The organism is Streptomyces sp. NPDC006691, assembly GCF_042869955.1.
Classification (GTDB): domain Bacteria; phylum Actinomycetota; class Actinomycetes; order Streptomycetales; family Streptomycetaceae; genus Streptomyces.
In genome coordinates this window covers 61619-74466 of record NZ_JBIAGW010000002.1, presented here as the reverse complement: position 1 = coordinate 74466, position 12848 = coordinate 61619, and the positions used below count along the sequence as shown (strand labels likewise).

Here is a 12848-nt window from a genome sequence, read left to right as displayed (position 1 = left end):
GATCAGACCGCCTCTTCCTGACGGGCGGCCGCGAGGCGGACCGCGTCGAGGATCTTCTCGTAGCCGGTGCAACGGCAGAGGTTGCCCGAGAGCGCCTCGCGGATGTCCGCGTCGGACGGCTCGGAGTTCCGCTCCAGGAGCTCGTCGGCGGCGACCAGGAGACCCGGGGTGCAGAAACCGCACTGCACGGCGCCGGCGTCGATGAAGGCCTGCTGGATCGGGGAGAGACCGCCAGCCTCTCCAGTCTGCCCGTCCTGCGGCTTGGCCTGCCACCGCTTGGCGGCGTCGACCGAGGTGCCACAGGCGCCGGAGGCGCAGCCGCCGCCGGGGTGGGCGTCGGTGCGGTGGGCGGCGTAGTCGGCCAGGCCCTCCACGGTGACGACCTCGCGGCCCTCGACCTGACCGGCCGCGACCAGGCAGGAACACACCGGAACACCGTCGAGGCGGACCGTGCAGGAGCCGCACTCGCCCTGCTCGCAGGCGTTCTTCGAACCCGGAAGGCCCATGCGCTCGCGCAGGACGTAGAGGAGGCTCTCGCCCTCCCACACGTCGTCGGCCTCCTGCTTACGGCCATTGACCGTGAAATTCACGCGCATGGTTATGCAGCTCCTTCAAGGGTGCGGCCGTTGTCACCGCGGTACGACTCCCAGGTCCACATCAGCGTGCGCCGGGCCATGACGCCGACGGCGTGACGGCGGTAGTTCGCCGTGCCGCGGACGTCGTCGATCGGGTTGCACGCGCCCGAGGCGAGCGTGGCGAACTGCTTCGCGATCGACGGGGTGATGATCTTTCCGTTGTCCCAGAAGCCGCCCTCTTCGAGCGCCGCGTTCAGGAACTCCTCGGCCGCCTTCGCCCGAATGGGGGTCGGGGCCGCCGAGCCGATGCCGGTGCGGACCGTACGGGTCTCGGGGTGCAGGGCCAGGCCGAACGCGCAGACCGCGATGACCATGGCGTTGCGGGTGCCGACCTTGGAGAACTGCTGGGGGCCGTCCGCCGTGGGGATGTGGACGGCCTTGATCAGCTCGTCCGCCTCCAGCGCGTTGCGCTTGACGCCCTTGTAGAACTCGTCGATGGGGATGAGCCGGACGCCGCGCGCCTGGGACTCGACCTCGACATCGGCGCCGGAGGACAGCAGCGAGGGGTGGGCGTCACCGGCCGGCGAGGCGCAGCCGAGGTTGCCGCCGACACCGCCGCGGTTGCGGATCTGCGGGGAGGCGACGGTGTGCGAGGCGAGCGCGAGGCCCGGCAGCTCGGTCCGCAGGTTCTCCATGATCTTGGTGTACGGGACGGAGGGGCCAAGCCGGACACTGTCCTGCCCGACCTCCCACTGAGCCAGCTCGCTGATGCGGTTCAGGTCCAGGAGGTACTCGGGCCGCCGGTGGTCGAAGTTGATCTCGACCATCACATCGGTGCCACCCGCAATGGGCACAGCTGTGGGGTGCTCTGCCTTGGCGGCGAGCGCCTCCTCCCAGCTGGCGGGGCGAAGGAAGTCCATGAGTGGCTCTCTTCCGATTCTCAAATTCGGGGTCGTTCGCGCGGGTCCCGGGGACGGCAGGCCCTCGACATCTCAGTCGTTCATGTGCTGTTAACGCGGTGTGGACTCAGTACACAAGCCCCGATCCCTCGGGTGCAGTCACCGAAACCATGAAGGAGTTGGCTGGTCTCCGCTCACGTCTTGTAGATTCGTATGAAAGGCGGTGCTCCGTTACCTCACCGCTTTCCAACGGCAACATCAAGACAGATCGGCGGCGACACGCGATGCGGCTGCGCGCACTTCTGGAAACCGACGCGCTGGGGCTGCGGCTGCTCGGCGGCGAGGACGAGCTGGACCGCACGGTGCGGGGTGTGATGACTACGGACCTACGGGATCCGAGTCGCTATCTGGCGGGCGGCGAGCTCGTTCTGACGGGCCTCGCGTGGCGCCGGGACGCCGAAGATTCCGAGCCATTCGTGCGCATCCTCGCGAGCGCCGGCGTGGCGGGTCTCGCGGCCGGCGAGGCGGAACTCGGCGCCATTCCCGACGATCTTGTTTTGGCTTGTTCTCGCCATCGGCTCCCGCTGTTCGCGGTGAACGAGTCGGTCGCGTTCGCAACCATCACCGAGCACGTCGTACGGCAGGTCTCGGGCGAGCGCGCGGGCGACCTCGCCGCGGTCGTGGACCGTCACCGCCGCCTGATGACGTCCGGCCCGGCGGGCGGCGGCCCCGAGGTGGTCCTCGACCTGCTCGGCAGCGACCTCGACCTGCGGGCCTGGGTGCTTTCGCCCACCGGCCGCCAGATCGCGGGCGCGGGCGACGCCCTGACCCCGGCGGTCGGCGCCGCGCTGGCCGCCGAGCACCTGGGCGCCACCCGCACCGGGCGGCGCGGCCCGCACCGGATCGCCATCGACGGGGTCACCTACTCGCTGTTCCCGATCCGCAACAACGGCCGGGGCGCCGCGCCGGCCGCCCGCGATGTGCGCGAGACGGTGCTTTCGGACTGGCTGCTGGCCGTCGAGGCCGACGCGGGCGACTGGCCGGCCGCCCGGCTCGACCTGCTCCAGGGCGTCACCCAGCTGATCGCGGTCGAGCGCGACCGGCGCGACGCGGCCCGCACGGTGCGCCGCCGGCTCGCCCAGGAAGTACTCGAACTCGTGCAGACCGGCGCCGCGCCCGCCGAGATCGCGGCCCGGCTGCGGGTCGCGGCCCCCGTGCTGCTGCCCGGCCTCGGCTCGGCGCCGCACTGGCAGGTCGTGGTGGCCCGGGTGGACTGGGAGCGCGACTCGGGTGCCGAGATCGCGGGCGGCCCGGTCGCCCAGTCGCTCCTGGAGGAGATCCTGGTCGACCCGGCGGTGGTCGGCGCCGAATCCTCCGACCGGATCGCGGTGGCCCACGCCGGCGACGAGGCGATCGCGCTCGTGCCGCTGCCCGCGGCCACGGCCGAGGGAGCCGAGGGCGGCCTGCACGCCGACGCGCTGCTCACCGCGGTGCGCGCGCCGCTGTCGGCGGGCCTCGCCGACGACGGCCGGCTGACACTGGGTGTCAGCGCCGCGGTGCACTCCGCCGAGGGCCTGCGCGGCGCTCTGGAGGAGGCCCGGCACGCCCGCCGGGTCGCCGCCGCCCGCCCCGGCCGGGTGTGCGCGGCCGGGCACCACGAGCTGGCCTCGCACGTGCTGCTGCTCCCGTTCGTGCCGGACGATGTGCGGCGCGCCTTCACGGCCCGGCTGCTCGACCCGCTGCGCGACTACGACCGGCGTCACCGGGCCGAGCTCATCCCGACCCTGGAGGCCTTCCTGGACTGCGACGGGTCGTGGACGCGGTGCGCCACCCGACTGCACCTGCACGTCAACACGCTTCGCTACCGGGTGGGCAGGATCGAGCAGTTGACGGCCCGTGACCTGTCCCGTCTGGAGGACAAGCTGGACTTCTTCCTGGCGCTTCGGATGAGCTGACAGTCGATCCCGGCCAGTGTCGGACGATTGTGAACTCATTCACGCACCCCCCTTGGCCCGGCGTGCCATTCCGTGTTGAGATGCGGATCTACTCAGCAGCTCGATGGCGCGCTCGGGGAGGGCAACGTGGCGTACACCGCCATGTCTGGTTCCGGAACGACTGCAGATGACGGGGATCCGCTCCAGACCGCGATATGGCGGTTGCGCTCGCGCGGCTGCTGGACCGACGCCGCGGCCCTGCTCGAACCGCACGCGGGAGTACCGGCCGGCGCCCTTCAGCGCACCGCGCTGCTCACCGAGCGCTGTGTGTACACCGAGACCGGCTGGGCGGAGGCCGACGAGGCCCTGCGGGGCGCCGAGGCCATAGCCCGCAGCGACGAGGAGCGCGGCGCCGCCGCCTGCGAACGCGGCTATCTCGCCTACGCCTCCACCCTGTTCGGGGTGCGCGACCGCGCGGACGAGGCGCGCTCCGCGTTCGGCCGGGCCGCCGCCCTGATCGAACCCGCCGGCCGCGGCCGGGCCCTGCTCGACTTCCGGCGCGGGCTGCTCGCCGAGAACGTGGCCGACGCGCCCCAGGCCGCCCGCTCCGCCTACCGCCGCGCCCACGAGGGCGCCGCCGCCCACGGCGACACCCTGCTGCTCTCCTTCACCTGGCGCCATCTGGCCGGACTCGCCCTGCGCGAAGGGGAGTTGACGGAGGCGCGGCACGGCTTCACCGAGTCCCTGCGGATCCGCGAGGAGCTCGGCTACCTCATCGGCACGGCCCCCGCGCTCGCCGCGCTCGCCGACACCGAGGAGGAGCCGGTCTCGACCCGGCTGCGCACGGAGGCGGCCCGCCTGGTGCGCCTGCTCGGCGTCCCGACCTGGCTCGCGACCCACCTCGGGACCGCTCCCCCGCGTCCCGCCGCGACGTGACGGCCCGTCATGATGCTTGCGGTGTAACGCACTTGACGCCGAACCGCAGCTACCGCACGCGGTAAGTGCCGCACGCGCAGCAGCCGCACACGGGGGTGCCGCACGCACAGCTGCCGCACGCGGAGGTGCCGCACGCGGAGTGTCAGAGCGCCGAACCCGTGAAGTGTTCCCGCACCAGCGACTGGACGACCGGCAGGTTCTGGGCGCACAGCGCGTCCAGCAGGGCGAGGTGTTCGGCGGCGTCGGCCACCAGATCGCCGCGGCGGGCCACCGGCGCCGCGGTCAGCGGCCACTGCGCGCGGCGGTGCAAGTCGTCGGCCACCTGCACCAGTTGCTGGTTGCCGGCCAGTGCGAGGAGCGCCCGGTGGAAGGCGCGGTCGCACTCGGCGTAGCCCGCCCGGTCGCCGGTCGCGGCGGCCTCGGTGGTGGCCTCGGCCAGCGGGCGCAGCTCGGCCCAGCGGGCCGCCGGGACGGTACGGGCCAGGCGCAGCATCACCGGCACCTCGATCATGGCCCGCACCTCGGCGAGTTCGGCGAGTTCGCGCGGGCTGCGCTCGGTGACCCTGAAGCCCCGGTTGGGCACGACCTCGACGGCACCCTCGATGCTGAGTTGCTGCATCGCCTCGCGCACCGGGGTCGCGGACACCCCGAACCGTTCGGCGAGGGCGGGTGCGGAGTACACCTCGCCCGGCACGAGCTCGCCGTCGACCAGGGCGGTGCGCAGGGCGGCCAGTATCTGTCCGCGCACGGAGTGCCGGTGGACGGCCGCGCGGGGGGCCGGGGCCGGGGACCCGGGGGCGCGGGGGGCCGGCGGCTCGACGCCTCGACGAGCGGACCGCTCGACCACGGCCCGGGGGGCGGGCGGCTCACTGTGGGTGTGCTCGCCGCGCGCGCCGTCATCGTGTGCGCACTCACCGGGTGCGCCGGAGAGGGGCCCGGCGGCCCGGGACTGGCCGGGGACCCTGGGTGCCCCGTACGGAGGCACGGTCGCCTCGCGCCCTCTGCCCTGCTGCACCCCGGCCTCCTACGGCTCCACTGCCCCCACAGACCATAGGCGGACAAAGCGCGAGTTCAAACATCGCCGGTATCGGCTAAGGTAAGCCTTACCTGTCAACGATCGTGATTCGGTGGTCCCGCATGACCGTCTCCACCTTGCTGCCCAGCCCCGCGCCGAGCCCCGTCGCCCCCTCCTACGCCCGGCTCGCCGAGGTGTACTCCGGCCTCGGGATCAGCGAGCTGACCTCGGCGGAGCGGCTGCCGAGCGGTGCGGGCTGGGTCGGCGCGGCGGAGCTCGCGGCCGGCGGAACGGCCCTGGACACCTTCCTGGCCTGGGACAACGCCCAGGTCGTACGGGACTACGGACACCAGGCACGCCCCGACGTCATCGCCTCCTTCGGCTTCCACCGCTATGCCTGGCCGGCCTGCCTCCTGGTGACGGTGCCGTGGTTCCTGCACCGCCGGGTGCCGCGCATCCCCGTCGCCGATGTGGCCTACCAGCGCAGCAGCGGCCATGTCGCCCTCCGCGTAAGGGAGTTCGCCTGCCTCCCGGACGACCCGGCCGCGGCCCTCCCCGGTGCCCGCGTCGTGGCGGACGAGGAGGCCCTGCGCGGTGCGGTGCGGGACGCGGTGGCCGAGCACATCGGGCCGCTGCTCGAAGGGTTCGGGCCGCGCATGCGGCGCGGCCGGCGGGCGCTGTGGGGCATGGCGACGGACGAGATCGTCGAGGGCCTCTGGTACGTCGGCGCCCTGCTCGGCCAGGAGTCCCGCGCGATGGCCGAGCTCGACAAGCTGCTCCCCGGCACCGCGAAGCCGTATGTCGGCACCCCGGGCTTCCGCGAGCTGACCACGCCCGACGGGCGGAACCTGCCGACCCGGGACCGGGCGAGCTGCTGCTTCTTCTACACGGTGCGGCCCGACGACACCTGCGTGACCTGTCCGCGCACCTGCGACGCCGACCGCGTGCAGAGGCTCAGCGCCGCATCCTGACTCCATGCCACCCCTACGGGTGAGCGCCAGTCGAACTCAACTCGCGCGCCGGGCACGGCAGTTCGAGCGATCGCCCCCTATCCGGCTGCCCTCGCACTCCGTTGGCGTCCTCTTGCCCCGAAACCCCCTGCCGCCCCGCGCGGCTGGAGCAGTATGGCGGCCGATACGCCCTACGCGATGCAAGGGACACCGCATGCGACTGACCGACATATCGCTGGACTGGCTGCTTCCGGGCGGCGTGATGATCGTGGGGGTCGTTGTGGCTCTGGTAGTGCTCGCGCGTGGCAAGCGCACCGCGGACAACGCGACCGGGGACGACTCCTGGGAGCGCAGCGAGGAGCGCCGCAGAAGGAAGGAGGCGGTGTACGGCACCGCTTCCTACGTGCTCCTGTTCTGCTGTGCGGCGGTGGCCGCCGCACTCTCCTTCCACGGTCTGGTCGGCTTCGGCCGGCAGAACCTGAATCTGACGGACGGCTGGGAGTACCTCGTACCGTTCGGCCTCGACGGCGCGGCCATGTTCTGTTCCGTGCTCGCGGTGCGCGAGGCCAGCCACGGTGACGCGGCGCTCGGCTCACGCCTGCTCGTGTGGACGTTCGCGGGAGCGGCCGCCTGGTTCAACTGGGTGCACGCGCCGCGCGGCATGGACCACGCGGGGGCCCCGCAGTTCTTCGCGGGGATGTCGCTCTCGGCGGCGGTGCTCTTCGACCGCGCGCTGAAGCAGACCCGCCGGGCGGCCCTGCGCGAGCAGGGTCTGGTTCCGCGGCCGTTGCCGCAGATCCGGATCGTCCGCTGGCTGCGCGCTCCTCGGGAGACCTTCGGCGCCTGGTCGCTGATGCTCCTGGAGAACGTACGCACCCTGGACGAGGCGGTCGACGAGGTCCGCGAGGACAAGCGCACCAAGGAGGAGAACAAGCTCCGCAGGCGCGACCAGGAGAAGCTGGACCGGGCGCACTTCAAGGCGCTCAGCCGGCAGAACCGCTCCTGGGGACGCGGCAGGGGCGGCGGCCGTCAGGTCGACGTCCAGGGCATCGGACCCGGCCCCGGCTCCGCGCAGCCCAAAGCTGTCGCGGAGCCGGCCATAGCAGAGCCAGGACAACTGCCCCTGCGCAACCGGCCCTCCCTCCAGGCCGTCGGGACCGCTGAGTCCCCGGCGGCCAGGACCGTCGACCTCACCGCCGAGGACGACACCCAGGCATTGCCCCGGCTCGACTCATTGGAGCGCAAACTGAAGGATCTGGAGCAGCAGTTCGGCTAGCCGACAGCGGCGCCCGGCCCCCGCGGGCTTCCGGGCGCCGCCGGTCGCCGTCTAGTACCGGGCCGCCCCGTCGCCGAGCTCGAACCAGACGGCCTTTCCCCGGTCGTGCTCGTGGACGCCCCAGTCGTCCGCGAGTGCCTGGACGAGCAGCAGCCCCCTGCCGTGCGTACCGTCGTCGGACGACGGCGCGTACGGCGTGGGCAGCGACGGCGCGAAGTCCCTCACCTCCACCCGGAGTCCGGACTCGCCGACCGCCACCGACACGACGGCCCCGTGGCCGGTGTGGACGAGGGCGTTGGTGAGCAGCTCACTGGTGAGCAGTTCGGCCACGTCCGTCGCTTCCGCCTGTGGCGTGGCCGCGAGGAGTTCCCGCAGCGCGTGGCGTACTTCCCGTACGGCACCCAGATCCGACTGCCCCACTCTCCTGCACAGCAGACGCTGGTCCCCCTGCTGCGCATCAGGTGTCCGGACGGGCCCGCTCCGCGCGGAGCCGAGTCCTGCCTGATGCCTTGTCATAACCCCCACCTGCACGCTGTGACGACCTTTCCCCCTCGAACACGCACACGGGATGCATGCCCAACCGGGCCACGGTCACGCATGGTGATTCCACACCAACCCAAAGGGGTTGTCTCCGGCAGGGCGCGGCCGAGGAGCCTGAGCATGACAGCCGCAGGCCCCGCGACGGACACCGCGAGCGGGCCGTGCGCCATCTCGCGCGCCCCGCGCATCACGCCGCCGGGTGCCACCGGTTCCTGGCCGGCCGGCACCCACCGCGGGGAACCGGAGCCGCTCCTCTGAGCGTTGACGGCGGCATACGAGGACGTTCGGGGCGGTACGGGACGGGGTCCGGCCCCGCCCGGCGAGCCGGTTCCGGATCCAAGGGAGGGCAGCCGGGGCGTGGGCGGGAGGTGAGGTCGCGGCGGTTCTCCACCCCGGTTTCCCCGGAGCCCGTCCGGGCTCGCGCACGGACGGCCCGGCGTACGGCGGCGCGAGGGACCCGCCGAACGGCGTCCCCGCTCGCAACCGGCATATCCCGGAGGCAGCGCAGGCCACAGCCGCGCAGGGGGTCGCACGCCCCGGAGCCGTGGCCGCCCGTCCGGCGGTGCCGCACGCCATCGGACCGACCCCGCGCGGAGACGCCATGACCGCCGGGCATCGGCCGATCCTGCGACACGCACCTGCCGAACCCGGCGTATTCCGGGCCGAGTTGGCGAGCAATCGACTGGAGGCGGCGTGTCGCCGGGACCGGTGCGGGAGCGCGCCGGTTGTGGAAGCCGGTACTGCCGCATCCGCCCCACGGCAATCCGCCCGGCTCGTCCATCGCCCCGGTACACCACACGGCGTACCCGCGGCTACGCGAGGAGCCGGAGGGCGCCGGCCCCGCCCCCTGTGCGACCGGGATCGCGCCGGGCCGGGCCGCGGCGCACCACCGGACGTGGACCGCTCAGTACGGCACGGTGCCGCACCAGGTCTCCGCCCAGGCCGAGGGGCCGTACTTGTTGGCCGCGCGCATCGAGATACAGATCTCGTCCCCCGAAAAGGGGCCGTTGATCGTGTAGTTGGTGCCCTGGGCGGAGTAGATGGTGTCGACGCTCTTCTTCGTGAAGTTGCTGCCCTTGTTGGTGTAGTGGATGTCGTAGCGGGTCGCGCCGGAGACCGTCGACCAGCTCACCGCGATCGGCATGGAGCACGCGCCGACGCAGCTGTTGGTGTACTTGAGCTGGTAGGCCTTCATGTCGGCCGGCCGGGAGCCCGCCTGCGATCCGGAGGACCCGGACGAGCCCGAACCGCCGGACGTCCCCGACGAGCCGGAACCCCCCGACGAACCGGACGCACCCGAGGAGCCCGAGCCGCCGACGGCGCCCCCGCCGGAGCCGCCCGAGGAGCCCGAGCCGGCGCCCCCGGTCGGACCCGCGGCGCCGGCGCCGGCCGACGAAGCCGAATTGCCTCCGCCGGCAACCGCGTTCTGCCCGTCGGCGCCCTTGCCGTCCGGCCCCTTGGTGGCGTCCTTGCCCTTGTCGCTCGCGCTCGGAGAGGGCGAACTGCTCTGCGCGACGGGCGAGTTGCTCTTGGACGGCGTGGCACTGGCGTCCGGTCCCGTACTGGCGGTCGCGCTCGCGCTGCTGCCCGGCGGCTGGGCATGGGCCTCGTTCCCCGGATCGCTCCCGAAGGGCTGGATCACCGCGATCGTGCCGCCGCCCACGGTGAGCACGGCGATGACGGGCAGCACGATGAGCCGTCGCCTGCGGCGGGGCCGTTCCGGCTCGCGGGCCGTGACGGGGCCCGCCGTCACCACGCCCCCGGTGGGACCGGCCGGCGGCCGCAGAGCGACGGTAGCCCGGTCCACGGGCTGCTCCCGCAGGGGCGCCGCCTCCGCGTCGAGCAGCCGGGCGGACTGCTGGGCGATGCGCGCCACGACGCGCTCGGGCAGCCAGGCTCCCCGCGCGCTGCTCGGACGGGTCCGCTCCGGGTCCGCCAACAGCGCGTCCACGGACGGGCGTTGGCCGATGTCCTTCGTCAGGCAGCGAGTGATGAGCGCGCGCAGCGCGTCGTCCTCGACCCCCGTCAGATCGGGCTCGCCCTCCACGATCTGGAACATCACGGCATGCTGGTTGCTGGCCCCCTGCCCGAACGGCAGCTGCCCGGTCGCCGCGTAGGTGAGCACGCAGCCGAGCGTGAACACATCGCTCTTGACCCCGGCGCTCTGGCCGCGCACCTGCTCCGGCGACATGAAACCGGGCGAGCCGACCGCCATCCCCGTGCTGGTGAGCAGGGACTCGACGGACGTCTCCAGGGCCCGGGCGATCCCGAAGTCGATGACCTTCATGCCGTCCACGGTGAGCATCACATTGGACGGCTTCAGGTCACGGTGCACGATCCCGGCGCCGTGGATGTCCTTGAGCGCCTTCAGGAGCCTCTCGGCGAGGGCGTGCAGGGACGGGACCGGCAGCGGTCCGTAGCGCCGCACGATCTGTTCGAGCGAAAGCCCCGGAACGTATCCCGTGGCCACCCACGGCGGCTCGTCGCCCGGACCCGCGTCGAGCACGGGTGCCGTGTAGCGCTCGCCGACCTTGCGCGCCGCCTCGATCTCCCGGCGGAACCGCGCCCTGAACTGCTCGTCGGACACGTGCTCCTCGTGCACGACCTTCACGGCGACCGTGCGGCCGCTGTCCGACCGGGCCAGGAACACCCGCCCCATCCCGCCCGCGCCCAGCCGCCCGAGGAGCAGGTACGGCCCGATGCGCGCGGGGTCGCCGGCCGCGAGCGGCTTGATACCCCCCTCGATGTAATCGTCCTGCTCGCCGCGTCCGTCCCCGTTCGTACCGCTCATGATGGTGTGGCTCCCCCGGCCCTTCTCGCCTGGTCATCGGCGCAACTGCGCTGAGCGTAGTCGCTGTTGACGATTCGAGTGAAGGCGAGGACGCGGGGGGCGGGCGGGGCGGTTCCGTGCGGTCCGGTGGAGCGGGAGAGTCCGATTCGCGGGCGCCGGGGACCTTGGAGCGGGCCGTCAGGGCCTCGGCACGTTCCGGAGGTTGGAGCGGGCCATCTGGAGCATGCGGCCCACCCCGCCGTCCAGGACGATCTTGCTGGCGGAGAGCGCGAAGCCCGACACCATCTCGGCGCTGATCTTCGGCGGAATGGACAGGGCGTTGGGGTCGGTGACGATGTCGACCAGGGCCGGGCCCTTGTGCTTGAAGGCGTCCTTGAGCGCGCCCGCGAGCTGCTTGGGCTTCTCGACCCGCACCCCGTACGCCCCGGCCGCCCGCGCGATCGCGGCGAAGTCCGGGTTGTGATTGGTGGTCCCGTACGAGGGCAGACCGGCGACCAGCATCTCCAACTCGACCATGCCGAGTGAGGAGTTGTTGAAGAGCACGACCTTCACCGGCAGGTCGTACTGGACCAGGGTGAGGAAGTCGCCCATCAGCATCGAGAAGCCGCCGTCGCCGGACATCGAGACGACCTGGCGGCCGCGGTCGGTGAACTGGGCGCCGATGGCCTGCGGCAGCGCGTTCGCCATCGAGCCGTGGCTGAACGAACCGATGATGCGGCGTCGGCCGTTCGGCGAGATGTAGCGGGCCGCCCAGACGTTGCACATACCGGTGTCGACCGTGAACACGGCGTCGTCGTCCGCGAGTTCGTCCAGGACGGAGGCCACGTACTCGGGGTGGATCGGGACGTGCTTGTCGACCTTGCGGGTGTACGCCTTGACCACGCCCTCCAGCGCGTCGGCGTGCTTCTTCAGCATCTTGTCGAGGAACCTGCGGTCCGTCTTGACCTTCACCCGGGGCGTCAGCGAGCGCAGCGTCTCCTTGACGTCGCCCCACACCGCGAGGTCCAACTTCGAACGGCGTCCCAGGTGTTCGGGCCGCACATCGACCTGGACGATCTTCACGTCGTCCGGCAGGAACGCGTTGTACGGAAAGTCGGTGCCGAGCAGGATCAGCAGGTCGCACTCGTGGGTCGCCTCGTAGGCGGCGCCGTACCCGAGGAGCCCGCTCATGCCGACGTCGTACGGGTTGTCGTACTGGATCCACTCCTTGCCGCGCAGCGCGTGCCCGATGGGCGACTTGATCCGCTCGGCGAACGCCATGACCTCCGCGTGCGCCCCGGCCGTTCCGCTGCCGCAGAACAGGGTCACGCGCTTGGCCGCGTCGATGAGGGCGGCCAGCTCGTCGATCTCGGTGTCGCCGGGCCGCACCGACGGCCGGGACGTCACCAGGGCGTGGTCGATCGCCTTGTCCGGGGCCGGCGCGGAGGCGATGTCGCCGGGCAGCGCGAGGACGCTGACGCCGCCGCGGCCGATGGCGTGCTGGATGGCGGTCTGGAGCACGCGGGGCATCTGCTGCGGGTTCGAGATCAGCTCGCTGTAGTGGGAGCACTCACGGAACAGCTGGTCGGGGTGCGTCTCCTGGAAGTACCCGAGACCGATCTCCGAGGACGGGATCTGGGAGGCGAGGGCGAGCACGGGGGCCATCGAGCGGTGCGCGTCGTACAGGCCGTTGATGAGGTGCAGGTTGCCGGGCCCGCACGAGCCGGCGCAGGCGGCCAGTGTCCCGGTGAGCTGGGCCTCGGCGCCGGCCGCGAAGGCGGCGGTCTCCTCGTGCCGGACCTGGATCCAGTCGATGGCGGGGGTGCGCCGGATGGCGTCGACGACGGGGTTCAGACTGTCGCCGACGACTCCGTACAGCCGCTTCACGCCCGCGCGGGTGAGGATGTCGACGAACTGCTCTGCAACGTTCTGCTTGGCCATGGGTCCATCAAC

General features: G+C 72.3%; 11 protein-coding genes. 5 read left to right on the top strand and 6 right to left on the bottom strand.

Annotated features, from left to right (window positions below; translation table 11 throughout):
- Nucleotides 1–2 precede the first annotated feature (2 nt).
- Together ACFYNP_RS03875 and ACFYNP_RS03870 are read right to left on the bottom strand one after the other, a co-directional pair.
- The gene (locus tag ACFYNP_RS03875; protein ID WP_382590542.1) at nt 3–596 is read right to left on the bottom strand and encodes a (2Fe-2S)-binding protein; all 594 of its coding nucleotides are present in this window, start codon (nt 594–596) and stop codon (nt 3–5) included.
- Nucleotides 597–598: 2 nt separating this feature from the next.
- Nucleotides 599–1495 (bottom strand): FAD binding domain-containing protein, encoded by an 897-nt coding sequence (locus tag ACFYNP_RS03870; protein WP_388782348.1) that lies wholly within the window; start codon nt 1493–1495, stop codon nt 599–601.
- Nucleotides 1496–1758: 263 nt separating this feature from the next.
- Here ACFYNP_RS03870 and ACFYNP_RS03865 point away from each other — a divergent pair, with 263 nt between their 5' ends.
- Both ACFYNP_RS03865 and ACFYNP_RS03860 read left to right on the top strand, forming a co-directional pair.
- A complete protein-coding gene (locus tag ACFYNP_RS03865) occupies nt 1759–3429 on the top strand; it encodes a PucR family transcriptional regulator (RefSeq protein ID WP_388403426.1) in 1671 nt (556 codons plus the stop codon).
- Between the two features lie 141 nt (nt 3430–3570).
- Nucleotides 3571–4344, top strand: a complete 774-nt coding sequence (locus tag ACFYNP_RS03860; RefSeq protein ID WP_388783284.1) for a hypothetical protein — start codon at nt 3571–3573, stop codon at nt 4342–4344.
- 142 nt (nt 4345–4486) lie between these two features.
- Here the strand turns inward: ACFYNP_RS03860 and ACFYNP_RS03855 are convergent, their stop codons facing one another.
- The gene (locus ACFYNP_RS03855; protein ID WP_388782346.1) at nt 4487–5359 is read right to left on the bottom strand and encodes an FCD domain-containing protein; all 873 of its coding nucleotides are present in this window, start codon (nt 5357–5359) and stop codon (nt 4487–4489) included.
- 122 nt (nt 5360–5481) lie between these two features.
- Between ACFYNP_RS03855 and ACFYNP_RS03850 the strand changes: the two genes are divergently transcribed.
- Nucleotides 5482–6330, top strand: coding sequence for a (2Fe-2S)-binding protein (locus ACFYNP_RS03850; RefSeq protein WP_388782343.1), 849 nt, complete (start codon nt 5482–5484; stop codon nt 6328–6330).
- Between the two features lie 193 nt (nt 6331–6523).
- On the top strand, nt 6524–7585 hold the full coding sequence (locus ACFYNP_RS03845) for a DUF2637 domain-containing protein (RefSeq protein WP_100579852.1): 1062 nt from the start codon (nt 6524–6526) through the stop codon (nt 7583–7585).
- A 51-nt stretch (nt 7586–7636) separates the two neighbouring features.
- Here the strand turns inward: ACFYNP_RS03845 and ACFYNP_RS03840 are convergent, their stop codons facing one another.
- On the bottom strand, nt 7637–8005 hold the full coding sequence (locus ACFYNP_RS03840) for an ATP-binding protein (RefSeq protein ID WP_388403417.1): 369 nt from the start codon (nt 8003–8005) through the stop codon (nt 7637–7639).
- Between the two features lie 240 nt (nt 8006–8245).
- Between ACFYNP_RS03840 and ACFYNP_RS03835 the strand changes: the two genes are divergently transcribed.
- Nucleotides 8246–8383, top strand: coding sequence for a hypothetical protein (locus tag ACFYNP_RS03835; protein WP_388403414.1), 138 nt, complete (start codon nt 8246–8248; stop codon nt 8381–8383).
- A 646-nt stretch (nt 8384–9029) separates the two neighbouring features.
- Here ACFYNP_RS03835 and ACFYNP_RS03830 read toward each other — a convergent pair.
- Nucleotides 9030–10916 carry a serine/threonine protein kinase gene (locus ACFYNP_RS03830; protein WP_388782341.1) on the bottom strand — a complete coding sequence of 629 codons (1887 nt, stop codon included), beginning with the start codon at nt 10914–10916 and terminating at the stop codon, nt 9030–9032.
- Nucleotides 10917–11093: 177 nt separating this feature from the next.
- A complete protein-coding gene (locus ACFYNP_RS03825) occupies nt 11094–12836 on the bottom strand; it encodes a pyruvate dehydrogenase (RefSeq protein WP_388403408.1) in 1743 nt (580 codons plus the stop codon).
- Between the last annotated feature and the right edge of the window lie 12 nt (nt 12837–12848).